At 68.0% G+C, this 13,664-nt stretch carries 14 protein-coding genes; 11 read left to right on the forward strand and 3 right to left on the reverse strand.

All coding sequences use genetic code 11. From position 1 onward, the window contains the following. Positions 1-88: 88 nt before the first annotated feature. The 4 genes from ACZ6S0_RS38200 to ACZ6S0_RS38215 all read left to right on the forward strand — a co-directional run bounded on the left by ACZ6S0_RS38200 (position 89) and on the right by ACZ6S0_RS38215 (position 3,485). Positions 89-1,213: a sensor histidine kinase gene (locus tag ACZ6S0_RS38200; RefSeq protein ID WP_465924207.1), complete on the forward strand. Its 1,125-nt coding sequence runs from the start codon at positions 89-91 to the stop codon at positions 1,211-1,213. Then, positions 1,210-1,875, forward strand: coding sequence for a response regulator transcription factor (locus ACZ6S0_RS38205; protein WP_344885095.1), 666 nt, complete (start codon positions 1,210-1,212; stop codon positions 1,873-1,875). Before ACZ6S0_RS38200 ends, ACZ6S0_RS38205 begins: the two co-directional genes overlap by 4 nt. A 114-nt stretch (positions 1,876-1,989) precedes the next feature. After that, positions 1,990-2,589: a hypothetical protein gene (locus ACZ6S0_RS38210; RefSeq protein ID WP_465924208.1), complete on the forward strand. Its 600-nt coding sequence runs from the start codon at positions 1,990-1,992 to the stop codon at positions 2,587-2,589. A gap of 2 nt (positions 2,590-2,591) precedes the next feature. Continuing rightward, positions 2,592-3,485: a hypothetical protein gene (locus tag ACZ6S0_RS38215; RefSeq protein ID WP_465924209.1), complete on the forward strand. Its 894-nt coding sequence runs from the start codon at positions 2,592-2,594 to the stop codon at positions 3,483-3,485. 61 nt (positions 3,486-3,546) lie between these two features. On the opposite strand, the gene ACZ6S0_RS38220 is transcribed toward ACZ6S0_RS38215, so the two are convergent. After that, complete coding sequence (locus ACZ6S0_RS38220; protein ID WP_465924210.1) at positions 3,547-4,431, reverse strand: phosphotransferase enzyme family protein; 885 nt, start codon at positions 4,429-4,431, stop codon at positions 3,547-3,549. Between the two features lie 76 nt (positions 4,432-4,507). Here ACZ6S0_RS38220 and ACZ6S0_RS38225 point away from each other — a divergent pair, with 76 nt between their 5' ends. Both ACZ6S0_RS38225 and ACZ6S0_RS38230 read left to right on the forward strand, forming a co-directional pair. After that, complete coding sequence (locus ACZ6S0_RS38225; protein ID WP_465924211.1) at positions 4,508-5,050, forward strand: MFS transporter; 543 nt, start codon at positions 4,508-4,510, stop codon at positions 5,048-5,050. Positions 5,051-5,141: 91 nt separating this feature from the next. Then, positions 5,142-6,236, forward strand: a complete 1,095-nt coding sequence (locus ACZ6S0_RS38230) for a FecCD family ABC transporter permease (protein WP_465924212.1) — start codon at positions 5,142-5,144, stop codon at positions 6,234-6,236. Between the two features lie 556 nt (positions 6,237-6,792). On the opposite strand, the gene ACZ6S0_RS38235 is transcribed toward ACZ6S0_RS38230, so the two are convergent. Both ACZ6S0_RS38235 and ACZ6S0_RS38240 read right to left on the reverse strand, forming a co-directional pair. Then, on the reverse strand, positions 6,793-7,011 hold the full coding sequence (locus ACZ6S0_RS38235; RefSeq protein ID WP_465924213.1) for a DUF397 domain-containing protein: 219 nt from the start codon (positions 7,009-7,011) through the stop codon (positions 6,793-6,795). Positions 7,012-7,023: 12 nt separating this feature from the next. Continuing rightward, a complete protein-coding gene (locus ACZ6S0_RS38240; protein ID WP_465924214.1) occupies positions 7,024-7,872 on the reverse strand; it encodes a helix-turn-helix domain-containing protein in 849 nt (282 codons plus the stop codon). 423 nt (positions 7,873-8,295) lie between these two features. Between ACZ6S0_RS38240 and ACZ6S0_RS38245 the strand changes: the two genes are divergently transcribed. The 5 genes from ACZ6S0_RS38245 (at position 8,296) to ACZ6S0_RS38265 (ending at position 13,604) form a co-directional block, all read left to right on the forward strand. Next, positions 8,296-8,772 (forward strand): ATP-binding protein, encoded by a 477-nt coding sequence (locus tag ACZ6S0_RS38245; RefSeq protein WP_465924215.1) that lies wholly within the window; start codon positions 8,296-8,298, stop codon positions 8,770-8,772. Between the two features lie 930 nt (positions 8,773-9,702). After that, entirely contained in the window at positions 9,703-11,025 is a 1,323-nt protein-coding gene (gene hisS / locus ACZ6S0_RS38250) for a histidine--tRNA ligase (protein ID WP_465924216.1), read from the forward strand. 18 nt (positions 11,026-11,043) lie between these two features. Further along, positions 11,044-11,655, forward strand: a complete 612-nt coding sequence (locus ACZ6S0_RS38255) for a hypothetical protein (RefSeq protein WP_465924217.1) — start codon at positions 11,044-11,046, stop codon at positions 11,653-11,655. A gap of 793 nt (positions 11,656-12,448) precedes the next feature. Continuing rightward, a complete protein-coding gene (locus tag ACZ6S0_RS38260; protein WP_465924218.1) occupies positions 12,449-12,811 on the forward strand; it encodes a plasmid replication, integration and excision activator in 363 nt (120 codons plus the stop codon). Between the two features lie 445 nt (positions 12,812-13,256). Then, complete coding sequence (locus ACZ6S0_RS38265) at positions 13,257-13,604, forward strand: hypothetical protein (protein WP_465924219.1); 348 nt, start codon at positions 13,257-13,259, stop codon at positions 13,602-13,604. The last annotated feature ends 60 nt before the right edge of the window (positions 13,605-13,664 follow it).

Consider the following 13,664-nt stretch of genomic DNA (forward strand, 5'->3'; position numbering starts at 1 on the left):
CCCGGAGACGTACGCGGGCCGCTGAGGGCCACGAACGTACGACCACGGGATGACGTCCGTTCTGGGGACTTTCGCCTACCTTGTGGGAATGGACAGCCGGAAGGTGGACACGCTGGTCGCCGTGGGCGCCCTGGCGGCGATCGTGGGCGGCACGTACGGCAACCTGTCGTGGACCGGCCCCCTCGAACGGCCCCTCGACCCCGCCGGCCTGACGCTGATCACGATCGCGGCGCTCTCGCTCGCCTTCCGGCGCACCAGCCCGCTGGCGGCCGGGGCCGTCGCGGCGGCCTGCGCGGTCGTCTATTACGGGGCCCGCTACCCGGGCGTGTTCACCGCTGGGCCCGCGCTGGCCGCGATCTACACGCTGGCCTCGCTCGGCCGCCGCAGGGCCGCGATCTGGCTGGCGGCCGGGCTGGCCGTGCCGGTGTACGCGATCATGGCGCTGGCCGCCGACGACCCCGCGGCCGGGAACTGGATGACGCTGCTGAGCGGCTGGCTGGCGGCCATGGTGGTGGCCGGCGAGGTGGCCAGGGCGCGGCGGGCGTACCTGCGGGCGGTGGAGCAGCGGGCCGAGGAGGCCGAGCGGACCAGGGAGGAGGCCGCGCTGCGCAGGGCCGGCGAGGAGCGGCTGTGGATCGCCCAGGAGCTCCACGACTCGCTCACCCACAGCATCTCGGTGGTCAACGTGCAGGCGGCGCTGGCCGTGGAGCTGTTCGACCGCCATCCGGACCGGGCGAGGGAGGCGCTGGCCGCGATCAAGGAGTCGGGGCGGGAGGCGATGAACGAGCTGCGCGCCTCGCTGGGCGTGCTGCGCCGGCCGGAGGAGCCCGAGGCCGGGCTGTCCGGGCTGCCCCGGTTGGTGTCCCGGGCCGAGCGGGCGGGGCTGCGGGTCTCGCACACCGTCGTCGGCGAGCCGTACGCGCTGGCGGCCGAGGCGGACCGGGCCGCGTACCGGATCGTTCAGGAGGCGCTCACCAACGTGCTGCGGCACGCGGGCACGGCGGCGGTCACGGTGACCGTCGAATACGATCACGCGAAAGTCGTCCTGCGGGTGGAGAACGACGGCGAACCGGGCACACCCGGGCCGGGGATGGGGTTGATCGGGATGCGTGAGCGCGCGGTCGCCGTCGGCGGCTCGGTGACGGCGGGCCCGGGTGAGAGCGGCGGCTTCGCCGTGCGTGCCGAGCTGCCGACGGGGCCGGTCCCGGCGTGATCAGGGTGCTGCTGGCCGACGACCAGCCGCTGATCAGGGCCGGGTTCCGGGCCCTGCTGGAGCTGACCGACGACATCGCCGTGGTGGGGGAGGCGGGCGACGGCGCGCAGGCCGTGGAACTGGCCGCGCGCCTGCGGCCCGACGTGGCGCTGCTCGACGTGCGCATGCCGCTGATGGACGGCATCCAGGCCACCCGCAGGATCGGCGCCACCCGCGAGCTGGACGGCGTACGCGTGGTGATCCTCACCAACTACGCCCTCGACGAGTACGTCTTCGCCGCCCTCAGGGCCGGGGCCAGCGGCTTCCTGCTGAAGGACATCGAGCCGGGCGACCTGCTGCAGTCGGTACGCGTGGCCGCGCGCGGCGACGCGCTGTTGTCGCCCTCGGTGACGCGCCGCCTGATCGAGGAGTACGTCAGCACCCCGCCCCGCCCCTTGCCCACCCGCGCGCTCGACCCGCTGACCGGCCGCGAACGCGAGATCGTGACCCTGGTCGCCAGGGGCCTGTCGAACGACGAGATCGCCGAGCACCTCGTGATCAGCGTGGCCACCGCCAAGACCCACGTGAGCCGGTCGATGACCAAGCTGGGCGTGCGCGACAGGGCCCAGTTGGTGGTGCTCGCGTACGAGTCGGGCCTGGTGGTGCCCGGCGCGGGCGCCTAGCGGGGCCCGCCAGGCAGGCCCATCGCCGGCGTCAGCCGTTGTGCATCCCCTGTTGCGGGCCGGTTCACCTTTTCGATCTTTCGGCCACCCGGGGAATGCCTAGATTCCTCATTCATGCGCAAGTTAGCACTCGCTCTGGTGTTCGCCATCGTGGCGTCACTCTCGGCCGGGCTCACGGCCGCCGGACCAGTGGTGGCCAACACGTTTGGGTTCTACATCTACCACCCCTCCTGGTGCTGTCCCAAGACCGACAACCGTGACATCTACTGGAACGGCGCCACCCTCACCAGCAACATGATCGCCGCCGCCGACTACGGCATGGCCAACCTCGACTACCAGACCGACCTGAGGATCGGCGGTTACGACAGCCCCGCCGGCACGCACACCGACCTGGTGATGTACGACGCGTACTACACCGACTACTGGGGCAAGGACTGGGACGGTTCGAGCACGGGCGTCAACATCACCGGTTCGACCAAGTGCGTCAGGGTCCTCGCCCAGATCGGCGGCGAGTACCTGTGCGACCGCGCCGAACTCCGCTTCGACCTGGCCGACATGAAGACCACGGCCATCCGCAAGAAGACGGCCTGCCACGAGATCGGGCACGCCATCGGCCTCGGGCACACCAACCTGACCTCCTGCATGAAGCAGGGCACCTCCACCACCCAGACCTACAGCAGCCACGACCGCTCGCACGTCAACGGGGCGTGGTGACCGTGAAGAAGCGCCTCGCGGTGGTCCTCACCCTGGTCGCCGCCGTCGCCACCGGCACTCTCGCCGGGACGCTGCTCAACCGCTCGGAACCCTCGTTCTGGGGGACGCTGCGCTACGGGGCCAGCGTGTCCGACGGTGAGTACCTGTTCGACTCGGTGGCCGACATCGTCCCAGGAGCCCCCGACTCCGGTGCGTTCAGGGCCGCAGGGGCGCTCGTCCAGGGCACGGTGGTGGACATCGAGCCCGGCATCGCCTTCGCCTCCGACGACTCGGCGGACGGCGCGGCCGTCGTGCCCTACGACAGCGCGGACGCGGCCATGCGCTACGCCGGCCTGGTGGTGCGCGTGGACAAGGTGCTAGCCGGTCGGCTCGGTCAGGGCTACACCGACGGCAAGATCCGCGTGCAGGTCGAGCAGCCGGTCACGACCTCGCTCGCCGAGCTGAAGGAGTCCGTCGGCACGGCGGGCACGGGCCTGATGTTCGTCCACAACCTGGCGGACCGGCAGCAGCTCCTCGGCCGCCCCGTCACCGACCCCGCCCGGCTGGCCTACGCCCGCTCCGTCCACCTCCCGATCGGCGAAGGGCTCTTCGTCGAGGAGGCGGCGGGCAGCCCGGTGATCGCGCCGCTCATGGACGGTCAGCGCGCGGCGCAGCTCCTCGGGTACACCTACGTCTCCGAGGACGGCGAGACCGAGCCCGCTCCCTCGCCGACCTGCGACGACCTCGTCGAACCCTGCTACACGCCGACGAGCAAGCCGTCGGCCACGGCGACGTCGGTCCCCGCGGGAGGCACGGAACCGGCGAACACCATGCCGCCCAGCCTCACGGCCCTGCGCGCGACCCTGGTCGCCGCGGCCTGCGCCGAGGGGACCGCGGTGGACTCCTCTTCCTGCTGAACATCTGTCCGAGCCGTGACCGGGGAGGGCGCGGACCGGCGGGGAGGACGGCCGCCTGCCGTCAGGGGCGCAGCCGATGGAACAGCTCGACCCTGAGGCGGTGGTACTCGAGGTCCTCCTCGTCGTGCCGCACCCCGGCGCGCTCGGCCCTGCGGAAGTAGGCGTACTCCCTGCGCAGCTTGTGCCGGACGAACTGGGCGAGCGCCTCCTCGTCCAGCCGGCCGGCGGTGCCGCCCGCGTCGTGGTAGGCCGCCACGAACTCCTCGCTCGGCCCCTTCACGTCGTCGCCCCATTCCAGGGCCGCGGCGGCCAGCTCCAGCTCGGGCGGGCCGACCAGGGCCTCGTCCCAGTCGAGGACCGCCACGAGCCGGCCGTCCCTGGCCAGGACGTTGCCGGTGTAGAAGTCACCGTGCAGCGGATGGCGTACGGGGTCGCGCCCGTGGAAGTCGGCCAGCCAGCGGTCGAGGCCGGGATCGGCCAGCTCGGCGGCGTCGGCGGGCGGCGTGCCGTACAGGCCGGACTCCTGGAAGGCGGGCACCGGGCGCGGGCCGGGGTCGTACGTCGCCAGCGCCCTGTGCAGGCGGGCCAGCAGCCGGGCACCCGCCACGCGTACGGCGGGGACGTCGGAGTCGGGCCAGGAGCCCGCGACGTACGGCCAGCAGGAGATCGGGCGGCCCGCCACCGTGATGACGGAGGCGCCGCCGGGAGCGGGCAGCGGCGCGACGGCCTCGGGGAGGGCGGCGGCGGCGTGCCGGGCGACGGCGTGGCACCACTCGGACTCGGCGGCGGTGCGCCCCTCGGGGCCGATCCTGATCACGTGGCCGCCGAGGCGGTAGGCCGCCGACTCCTCCCCGCCGTACAGGCGCTCCCCTTCCCCCTCGACGCCCCAGGCCGCGGCGGCGGCCCGGCGGATCTCGGGGGTGAGGGGCGTGCTGACGTAGATCACCTCACCAGCCTATGCGCCCCAGGGACGGGCCAGGGGAGGATCGTGGTGGAGGGGCCTTCGTGCCATGATGTGGGGGATGCCCGCTGATATGATGGTGCGCCTGGCCCGCTCGGCGGTGTTCGCCGTGGGGTGCGCCGGGCTGGCATCGGCCGCGCACCTGCTGGCCGGCGGCACGGTGACCGCCCAGACGTTCGCGTCGGCGCTGGCGGTGGGGCTGGCGATCGGCTTCCCCGCCACCGGCAGGGAGCGCCCGTTCGCGGTCATCATGGCGTTGCTCGCGGCCGGGCAGGTCGTCTCGCATCTGCTGTTCACCTCGGCGTACCGCGATCTCGTCCGCGACGCCCACACCGGGCACGGCGATCTCTCGCAGGGCGTCGGCATGGTGCTCGTGCACGCGGTGGCGACGCTGCTGACCGCGTGGTGGCTCGACCGGGGCGAGGTCGCGCTGTGGGCGTCGCTGCGCCGCGTGGCCGCGCACGTGGTCTGGTACGTGTACCGCCACACCGTCCCGGTGGTGTGGGCGCAGCCCGGCCCGGTCGCGCCTGAGCGGACGCCGGCCGAGGCCGTTCCGTTGTGGCTGTCCCACGCCGTGGTCCGGAGAGGCCCGCCGCCCGCCTGATCCCGCCCTCGCTCGTCCGGGCGGGTGTTTCCGCGTTTCCTGACGACCTCAGGCGGCCGTCACGGCTGCCGCATGCGCGAAAGGGACCCTCATGGCGAGGGATGTGCTCTCGGCTGCTCCGTCCCGCTCTGTCCGTTTATCCGAGGCCGGCCGGGCCCGGCTGGCATTGATCTTGCTGGTGCTGTCGGCCGGGCTGGTGGTGTCCGTGCTGGCCGGCATCGCGCTCGGCCCGGCGGTCGTGCCGCTGGGCGACGTCGTCCGCTATCTGCTCGCCGCGCTCACCGGCGGCGGCATCGGGGCGGACGAGGTCACCGGCTACTCCATCGTGTGGAACGTCCGCGCCCCGCGCGTGCTGCTCGCGGCCGTGGTGGGGGCGGGGCTCAGCGTCGTGGGCGTCGCGATCCAGGCGCTCGTGCGCAACGCGCTGGCCGACCCGTTCGTCCTGGGCGTCTCGTCCGGGGCCTCGGTGGGGGCGACGGCCGTGGTGGTGTTCGGGCTGTTCGCGAGCCTGGGCGTGTACGCGCTGTCGGTCGCGGCCTTCCTGGGCGCGCTGGGCGCGACGGCGCTGGTCTACCTGGCGGCGCGCGGGCCGCTCGGGATGACGCCGCTGCGGCTGGTGCTCATCGGGGTGGCGCTGGCGTACGGGTTCCAGGCGCTGATGAGCGTGCTGGTGTTCCTGTCGCCGAACGGGCAGGCCGCCCGTACGGTGCTGTTCTGGCTGCTGGGCAGCCTCGGGTCGGCGACCTGGCAGTCCTTGCCGCCGGTGACCGTGGGCGTGCTCGTCACCATCGTGCTCCTGCTGCGCCACGCGAGGGCGCTCGACGTCCTGTCGCTGGGCGACGAGACCGCCGCCAGCCTCGGCACGGACGCGGCGGCCGTACGCAGGGGGTTGTTCCTGCTCACCGCGATGGCGACGGGGCTGATCGTCGCGGTCAGCGGGGCGATCGCGTTCGTCGGGCTGGTGCTGCCGCACATGGTGCGGATGGTGGTCGGCTCCTCGCACCGGCGCGTGCTGGCGGTGGCTCCCGTGGCGGGCGCGGTCTTCATGGTCTGGGTCGACCTGCTCGCCAGGACGTTGTTCGCGCCGGAGGAACTGCCGCTCGGCGTCCTGACGGCGCTGGTGGGCGTACCGGTCTTCGTGGTGCTGATCCGGCGTCGCGGTTACCTGTTCGGAGGCGGCAAGTGATCCTCTCCCTGCGTGCGCTGTCGGTGGAGCGGGCCGGACGGGCGCTGATCGAGCGGCTCGATCTCGACGTGGACGACGGTCAGATCGCCGGTGTCATCGGCCCGAACGGCAGCGGCAAGACCAATGCAGAATTGTTACACTTCTTAGGACGGACACCACCTGAGCAGGGGCGCTGTCCGGCGCTTCCACTACCCACCCCGGCCTGGTCATTCCGTCCGCGTCGCCCCGCTGCCGATAGCCGCATGCCGGGACCGGAGGGTCAAGCCCGTCTTCGCGTGTACGTTAGCCGGTCGCCATTCCTCGATCATGAGATGCCAACGACCAGAGACGGGCTTTACCCGGAGGGCTCGGCATGCTTGCCTCGGGCGGGGTGATGCGGGCGGAATGACCAGGCCAACCTCAGCCACTTACGGCCCTCTCGTGCCGCGCGGGGCTCATTCCGGAGCGGAGCCCCCGCCGGAGGCTCGATCGAACCTCTCACGATGAGTAGCGCGCAAGAAAGCCGACCACCTCAGGGTGGCCGGACTTCCGTCATTTTGGGCCTGCTCGCAACGAGTCAGTCGATCGACTGCGGCAGATCAAACTCTCTCTTGCCCACGCCATCAAGGAACGCGCTCCACTCAGCGTGGGTGAACACCAACGCGGGGCCATCAGGGTTCTTGCTGTGTCGCACAGCCACATGTCGGCCAACGAAGGCAACCTCTACGCACTGTCCGTTGCCACCGCTGAGGCTGCTCGTACGCCAGTTAGCGCCCGACAGGTCAATGCCTTCCATGGATTTTTCCTTTCACGTCTCTTCAAGCACGGTGGCCAAGAGGGCATCTGTTGTCTCTGGGCTGGTAGCCAGGGCTTGAAGATCCGTAAACATTAGTGTATACCGCCCGATATCTTCTTGTCGTTCCAAGAAGAGGTCGGATGTACCTGACTCCATGTAGACAACGTCTTGAGCTTCCTGGAAGCGAAGGATCGCAAAGCTTCCGTGCATGCCAGGATGCGCCCCCACGTCATACGGGATCACTTGCAGTGTGACGTTCTGCTGGCGGGACGCTGCTCTCAGCCGTTCGATTTGAGCGCGCATGACAGACCGACCGCCGACCCTGCGACGCAACACCGCTTCATCGATCACCGCCTGGAGTACCAGCGGGTCCGATTGCGTCAAGAGTTCCTGTCGTGCGAGCCTCGCCGCTACGCGGTCGTCCACCTCCTCCTGCGACGCCTTTGGTACTGATCCGACAATTACCGCCCGTGCATACTCTTCTGTCTGGAGCAGGCCAGGCACGAACGAAGATTCAAAGTTGAGGAGAGCACTCGCCTCTCGCTCGAAGCCAATGTAGGCCGCGTACGGGCCCGGCAAGTGCTCGGATGTCGGCTGGAGCCACGTCTGATCTGACGCCGCTTTGAGAAGAGCTTCGAGCTCTTCGCGGTGCTTGCTGGGCACGTCATACAGATCAAAGAGAGTTCGCAGCGTGCGGGCCTGCGGTCGGACCTTTGCCTTCTCGATGCGGAACAGCGTGGATGCAACGAGCCCGGTTGCATCTGCAACTTGCTGAGGGCTGAGACCTGCTTGCTCCCTGAGTTGCCGCAGCTCCAGGGCAAGCCGCCGCAAGCGGGTCGTAGGAGCCTTATAGCGTGCCACGCCGGACAGCCTAGCGGAACGTAGCCGCGACTTGCACATGCACTATTGCATTTGAAGGATTGCTCATGCACGATGGCTTCACCGCAGGCTAAGCCGTGGCTATGGCCAACCGATGCGGAGTTCAAGGGCACGGGCAGCGCAACCCCGAAGAGGTGATGGTATGCGGCACCCCGAACACGATGAGGAACGCTTCATTCACTTAGTGCGACCTGCGTGGGATCTGTCTCGGCTCGATGTGGGCCTGTCGGTGCATTGGCCTCGATGGGTCGAGCCGTTCGTTTCGGTTCCTCGGGCACGGGGGGTTCTGCGGGTTCGGGCGGTGCTGAGGGGTAAGCACTGGGTCTTTACGTGGGGTCACGGTCGGGGTCGGTGGGTGGCTGCGTATGACGACAACGCGGTTACGCGGATCTGGGAGGAGGCCCAGTGAAAGCGGAAGAGCGGTTCCTGAGCGAGATGGTGTTCCCGGGCGAGAGGTGGGTCGTGCCGGTGGCCCGCCGTTGTGTCGGGTCGGTCCTTCGGGCGGCGGGCTACCGGGACGTGGACGACGCACAACTGATCGCGAGCGAGCTGATCTCGAACGCTCTACAGCACACCACCTCGGGACGTAGCGGCGGTCTCGTCGCGGTGGATGTCATCGCCATCGATGCGGTACGGGCACGGATCGAGGTCACCGACGACGGGGCGGACACCGTTCCGCGTCCGCGCCCGCCTGTTGACGATTGCCTTCGCGGGCGGGGCCTGCTGATCGTGTCGCAAGTCTCGATCGTCTGGGGTACTCGCCCGCTGGTCGGACGGCAGCTCATCGTCTGGGCTGAGGTGTCCATGGTGACGGGATCGGCGTCTTCGGGTGAGGCGGCCATCAATCCTCCGGCGTGGGAGGTCGGGGGGTTGGCGGGATGATCCGTTTGGGGTGGCGTCCGCCTCGCTGCGAATCGCCGCACGTTTCCGCTCCGTCGTCGGAGTGCGAACTGCTGGCGTGGGGGCTCCCGCGTGAGGGTGAACCTGAGGCGCGGGTGTTGCAGTGGACCTGCGACTGTCAGCCGGTGGTGTACGAGTTGGTGACGCTTGGTGGGGCGCGCTACATCCGCCGTCACCGTTCTCTCAACGAGACAAGGGTGACGCATGAGACGGCCCGTTGGACCGATCGCGTCGCGGACGGCATTTGGAACGCTCTGCTGTGCGGGCATGTGCGATAGCTGATGCTCATGAGCTGGGGTGGAGTTGGGGAGGGTCCTGTGGTGGGGGCCTTCTGGGGAGACACTCCACCCCTGGGAGGGCGGCGGCGCGGTTGATGCTCCTCATGTCAGAGGGTCGAGCGCCTGCGTTGCCGCCCTCATTCACCCTGCGGTACGGCTCCGATGAGGGGATCATGGCTGCGGCGAGCGAAGAGAGGCAAAGGAAATGCGGCAAAAGCCCACAGATGGGGCTTTTAGCAGATAAGCGGAGTAAACGAGCCAGAGGAGGCGTATAGGACTATAGCTAAACTACAGTAGCGTCACGTGTGGGGTCAGATTATTCACCTGTGGGCTAGGCGTTGAATCGCGTTTGCCCGAACTGGTGACATGTTCTCGACTCTTAGCAAGGATGCGCGTATGGCCTGGTCAAGATGTCTCTCGCCATACGTGGTTGGTGTGCTGTCTTTTAAAGTGTGACAGTTGCCGGTTTTGGATGCGTGCAATGTCGAGTGGCCTGCCGTAGTATCGCCAAAGGCGGTCGGTCAAACATGCAACTCTCGCCATACGGGCGGACCTCGCGCCAGTCGGATGTATCCGTTCGGGATAGCTCACTTCATTCCACATTTAGGTTAGCTTCGAAACAAGGAGGCCGATTATGGCATCGCAGCAGTTCGACCCGCCCTCGGGTACACGCGATTTTCTGTCGCGAGACCTTCGGATGCGCGAACACGTGTTTTCCGTGGTTCGCGACGTGTTCGAGCGGTACGGATTCGAGCCGTTGCAGACACCTGCCTTTGAGCGGTTGGAGACGCTGACCGGCAAGTATGGCGATGAAGGCGACAAGCTCATCTTCAAGATCCTGCGTAGAGGGGAACACGAAGCGACCGGAGCGGCTGACCTGGCACTGCGCTATGACATGACAGTTCCTCTGGCGCGTGTGGTCGCTGCGTACGGTTCACAGCTTCCCACTCCGTATAAGCGCTACGCCATGGGGCCGGTATGGCGAGCTGACCGTCCGGGAAAGGGCCGCTTCCGGGAGTTCACACAATGCGATGTGGATGTGGTGGGTTCCACGTCGCCGATGGCTGACGCCGAAGTCGTCTGCGCGGTAGCTGAAGCGCTCGACGCCGTAGGGGTAGTAGATTTCCGCGTTTTGGTGAATTCGAGGCGCGCACTGTCGGGCTTGCTGGAGGTCTACGGCATCCCCTCCGATCTGGGCGGCGGTGTGCTCATCACGCTCGACAAGCTCGACAAGCTGGCTCCCGATGCGGTGGTGGGCGAGTTGGTGTCAGCGCGTTCCCTGGAGGGTGCCACAGCGCGGACGCTGGTCGACGACCTGACGGCTGACGACGCGGTGGACCGGGTGCGGGTCATGCTCAAGGACAACGCGGGAGGACGGGCCGGGCTAGAGGAGATCGATCGCCTGATCGATCTGGCCAAAGCGAGCGTAGGTGGTTCTCGCCTGGAGTTCACACCAAGCCTGGTCCGTGGCCTGGACTACTACACGGGCACAATCTTCGAAGTGGTCGCAACGGGAATGCCAGGCTCAATTGCCAGTGGCGGCCGGTATGACCATCTCATCGCCAATCTCGGTGGACCGGACGTACCCGCCTGCGGTGGTTCGCTTGGCGTGGAGCGGATTATCGGCCTCCTCGATTCTCAACGCGATGATGCCAGGCAAACAGACATCGCCGTTACTGCCATCGATGAGGATTCGGCCGCAGAGCTGATGGGCTTCACAAGCGAGCTTCGCAAAGCAGGGCTGCGGAGCGAAGTCTATCTCGGCTCAAGCCGGAAACTGGCGAAGCAATTGAAGTGGGCGGCCGATAGGGGGGCGCGCTTCGCGCTTATCTACGGGCAGCAGGAACGAGCCGAAAGAACGGTCACGGTACGGGATATGGAGTCTGGCGAACAGACGCGCGTTCCCGTTCACAAGCTCGCGGAGCATCTAAAGGGACGGTGCGCCGCGTCGCAGTAACACAACCAGGAGGTACACATGGGTGTGCAAGGCGATCGGATCTTCGCGGCAATCCAGGAGAAGGGTTGGCCCGACCCTTGGGCCACCTTCGGTGAGTGCATGTGCTGGGAAGCCGCCTACTCCGTGCAACTCAAGAAGGCGATCGAGGACGCTCGTAAGGATCAGGACGAGGGGACTCTAGCGGCGGTCGAGGCGCTGTTCGCGGTCAAGCTGGCCAACCTGGCCAAGACGCGACGCCTGCTCGCTGACGTGCTCAGCGAGTACGAGGTCAACGGCATGTGGCGCGAACTCGACACCCGCGCCGGGCGTCTGGACATCGAGGACGTGTCCGAACGCTGGGCACGGGGACCGGCCGAGCACCCCTTCCCGATCGCGGTCAAGTCTCTCCAGTTCAACTGGACCTACATGAAGGCTCATGGGGTCCGCGCCTTCTACGAGATGACGGCCCGGTACGTGGACGGTCTCACCGAGAACACCCACCGCTGGCACGGCGCGTGGCAGGACGAACTCACCAGCGGTCTTGTGGATCGCGTGACCATGATGGAGTGCGACCTAGCCTCCGAAGAGGCACCGATGCACTGCAACGTCTGCAACAAGACGATCGCCGCGCTTCTGTTCCTCGACGGCTAGTGCGATACCTCCCTCGTGAGCGACCCGTCCCCGGCCTACAGGCACGAGGGCGGGTCGCTTCTCCATAGGTTGCTCAAACATGCGGGAGTGGCGGGGCCGGCGGAATGGCCGTAGGCCACCCGTAGGGCGAGCGCAAGCGAGTTCGGCCGGCGCCGCCACGGCTTTGTGTGATCAAGAGATGTCACGACGGTGATGCTTGGAGTTCGTGTGCGTGCGTGCAGGTTATGGGCGGTGGCGCGTGGCCGGTCGGCGGGCTGGGGTGTGTACGGCGGCTGGCCGTGGTCGGTGGGCGGCGGGTTGCGCTCGGCGTGCTGGTCGGCGCGGGCCGGGACCGGCCCCCAGGCCGCATGCCCGGATCCGCTGGCCGGGCGGCGCGGCGGGCGTCGCCCGCCGTGCGGCGGCGGGGAGGGCCGCCGCCCCTTGATTACCATAAGAATAATTCGGCAACTTGAACCGCCCAGGAGTGTGACGCAGATCACACAAGATCCGTTTTGCGGCGGGCGGCGTTGATCTTAATGGGGCGTAAGGCGCATATGCTGTTGCGTCGGTGGCGAATACGCCCGTCTTTGTCTCGAATTCGGCGTGTTTGGTCCGCCCTTTAAGGGTGTCCGTAATAACGGTAATGGTGCTCTGAGCTGGGAGAACGCGGGAACTTTTTGGGTACGTTGTTCGTTACTTATATGTAAAGATCGTTCACGACCTCGGGAGTTAGATGGCCCTACAAGGTGCGATTCCGGTTTCTCAGGAGATGGCGTTCCCGCACGGCTGTTTTGTTGCGGGGGAGGTGTCCCCGGTGCTCGATTTCGATGCTTCGACGAAGGATCGTGAGGTGAGGGCGCGGGACAAGGTGTCGGGCGAGTTGATGTGGTCGGTGCCGGTGATCGACGCTGACCCGTCGCTGAAGGCGTCCGCTAAGGCGGTCGCGGTGAAGATCGTTTCTGGGGTTGAGCCGGTGATTCCGGCTCCCCCGGCGTCGATGGTGGGGCTTCCGTTCGTGCCGGTGGTGTTCGAGGGGTTGACGGTGACCCCGTACGTTGCGGCCAACGGCCGGATGGCGTACTCGTTCAAGGCTACGGGTCTGCGGGCGGCGCCGGAGCAGGGCGTGCCTGAGCGGGGCGCGAAGCCGGGCCGGGGTGGCGCGAAGGACGCTGCGTGATGTCCGGGCCGGGGGTGCTGGCTTGCGGGGCGGGGGTACGTCCGGGGGTGGTGCCGGTGGCGCTGCCTTGTGGGAGGGGGCTGGGGCCGTCCACGGTGGCGGCGTGGCATAGACCGGGTTGTGGTGCGCCCGGGGCGTCGTCGGGGCGCGTTCTCTCGTAACACGCTGCCTGTGTGGCTGTCGGCGTGGGGCCGATAGCTGCTGTGGTGGTTGCGCATCCGCGCTGCGCTGATTCGCGCGGGTCTCTTCGTCCGGTCAGGTCTGCGGCTCCGTCTGTGGTGGCGGTGACACGCGGCCGTCCGGCTGGCGGTGCATTCGGTCAGGGTGTGCCGTCGTGAACTCCTGGATGGGCGGGTGGTGGTGGTTGCGCTGCCCGTGTGGCCTTCCGGGGTGTGCACAGTCCGTGTCCAACGGGATCGTTCCCATGTATCAAGGGAGAACTGTCATGTTCAAGCCGTCCACGCTCTTGGCCGCTTCCGTCCTCGCCGCGCTCGGGCTCCTGGTGGCGGCGGGGCCGGTCCACGCGCTGACCAGCTCGGCGCGGGGTCAGGTGTCGGCCTGCTGGAAAATCAAGGTGACCGGGGGCCGGGTCGCCGTGCGCGAGTTCCCGTTCGCGAACGGGATGATCTTGCACACGGTGCGGCGCGGGACCGTTCTCAGGAGCTGCACGCGGGTGCGTCCCAATGGGTCGGGCTACGGCAGCAAGTGCGGGCGGGGCGGGTACGACTGGTACAGCGTCACCTCTCGCGGCCGGGCCGGGTATGTGCCTGCCACGTGTGTGCGCGTGGTCTAGGCGGCTCTTGGTGAGGTGATCGCGAACACCGCGCCGTGACGGTCTGGGGAGCTGCCTGGT

The organism is Nonomuraea sp. NPDC051298, from assembly GCF_055586305.1.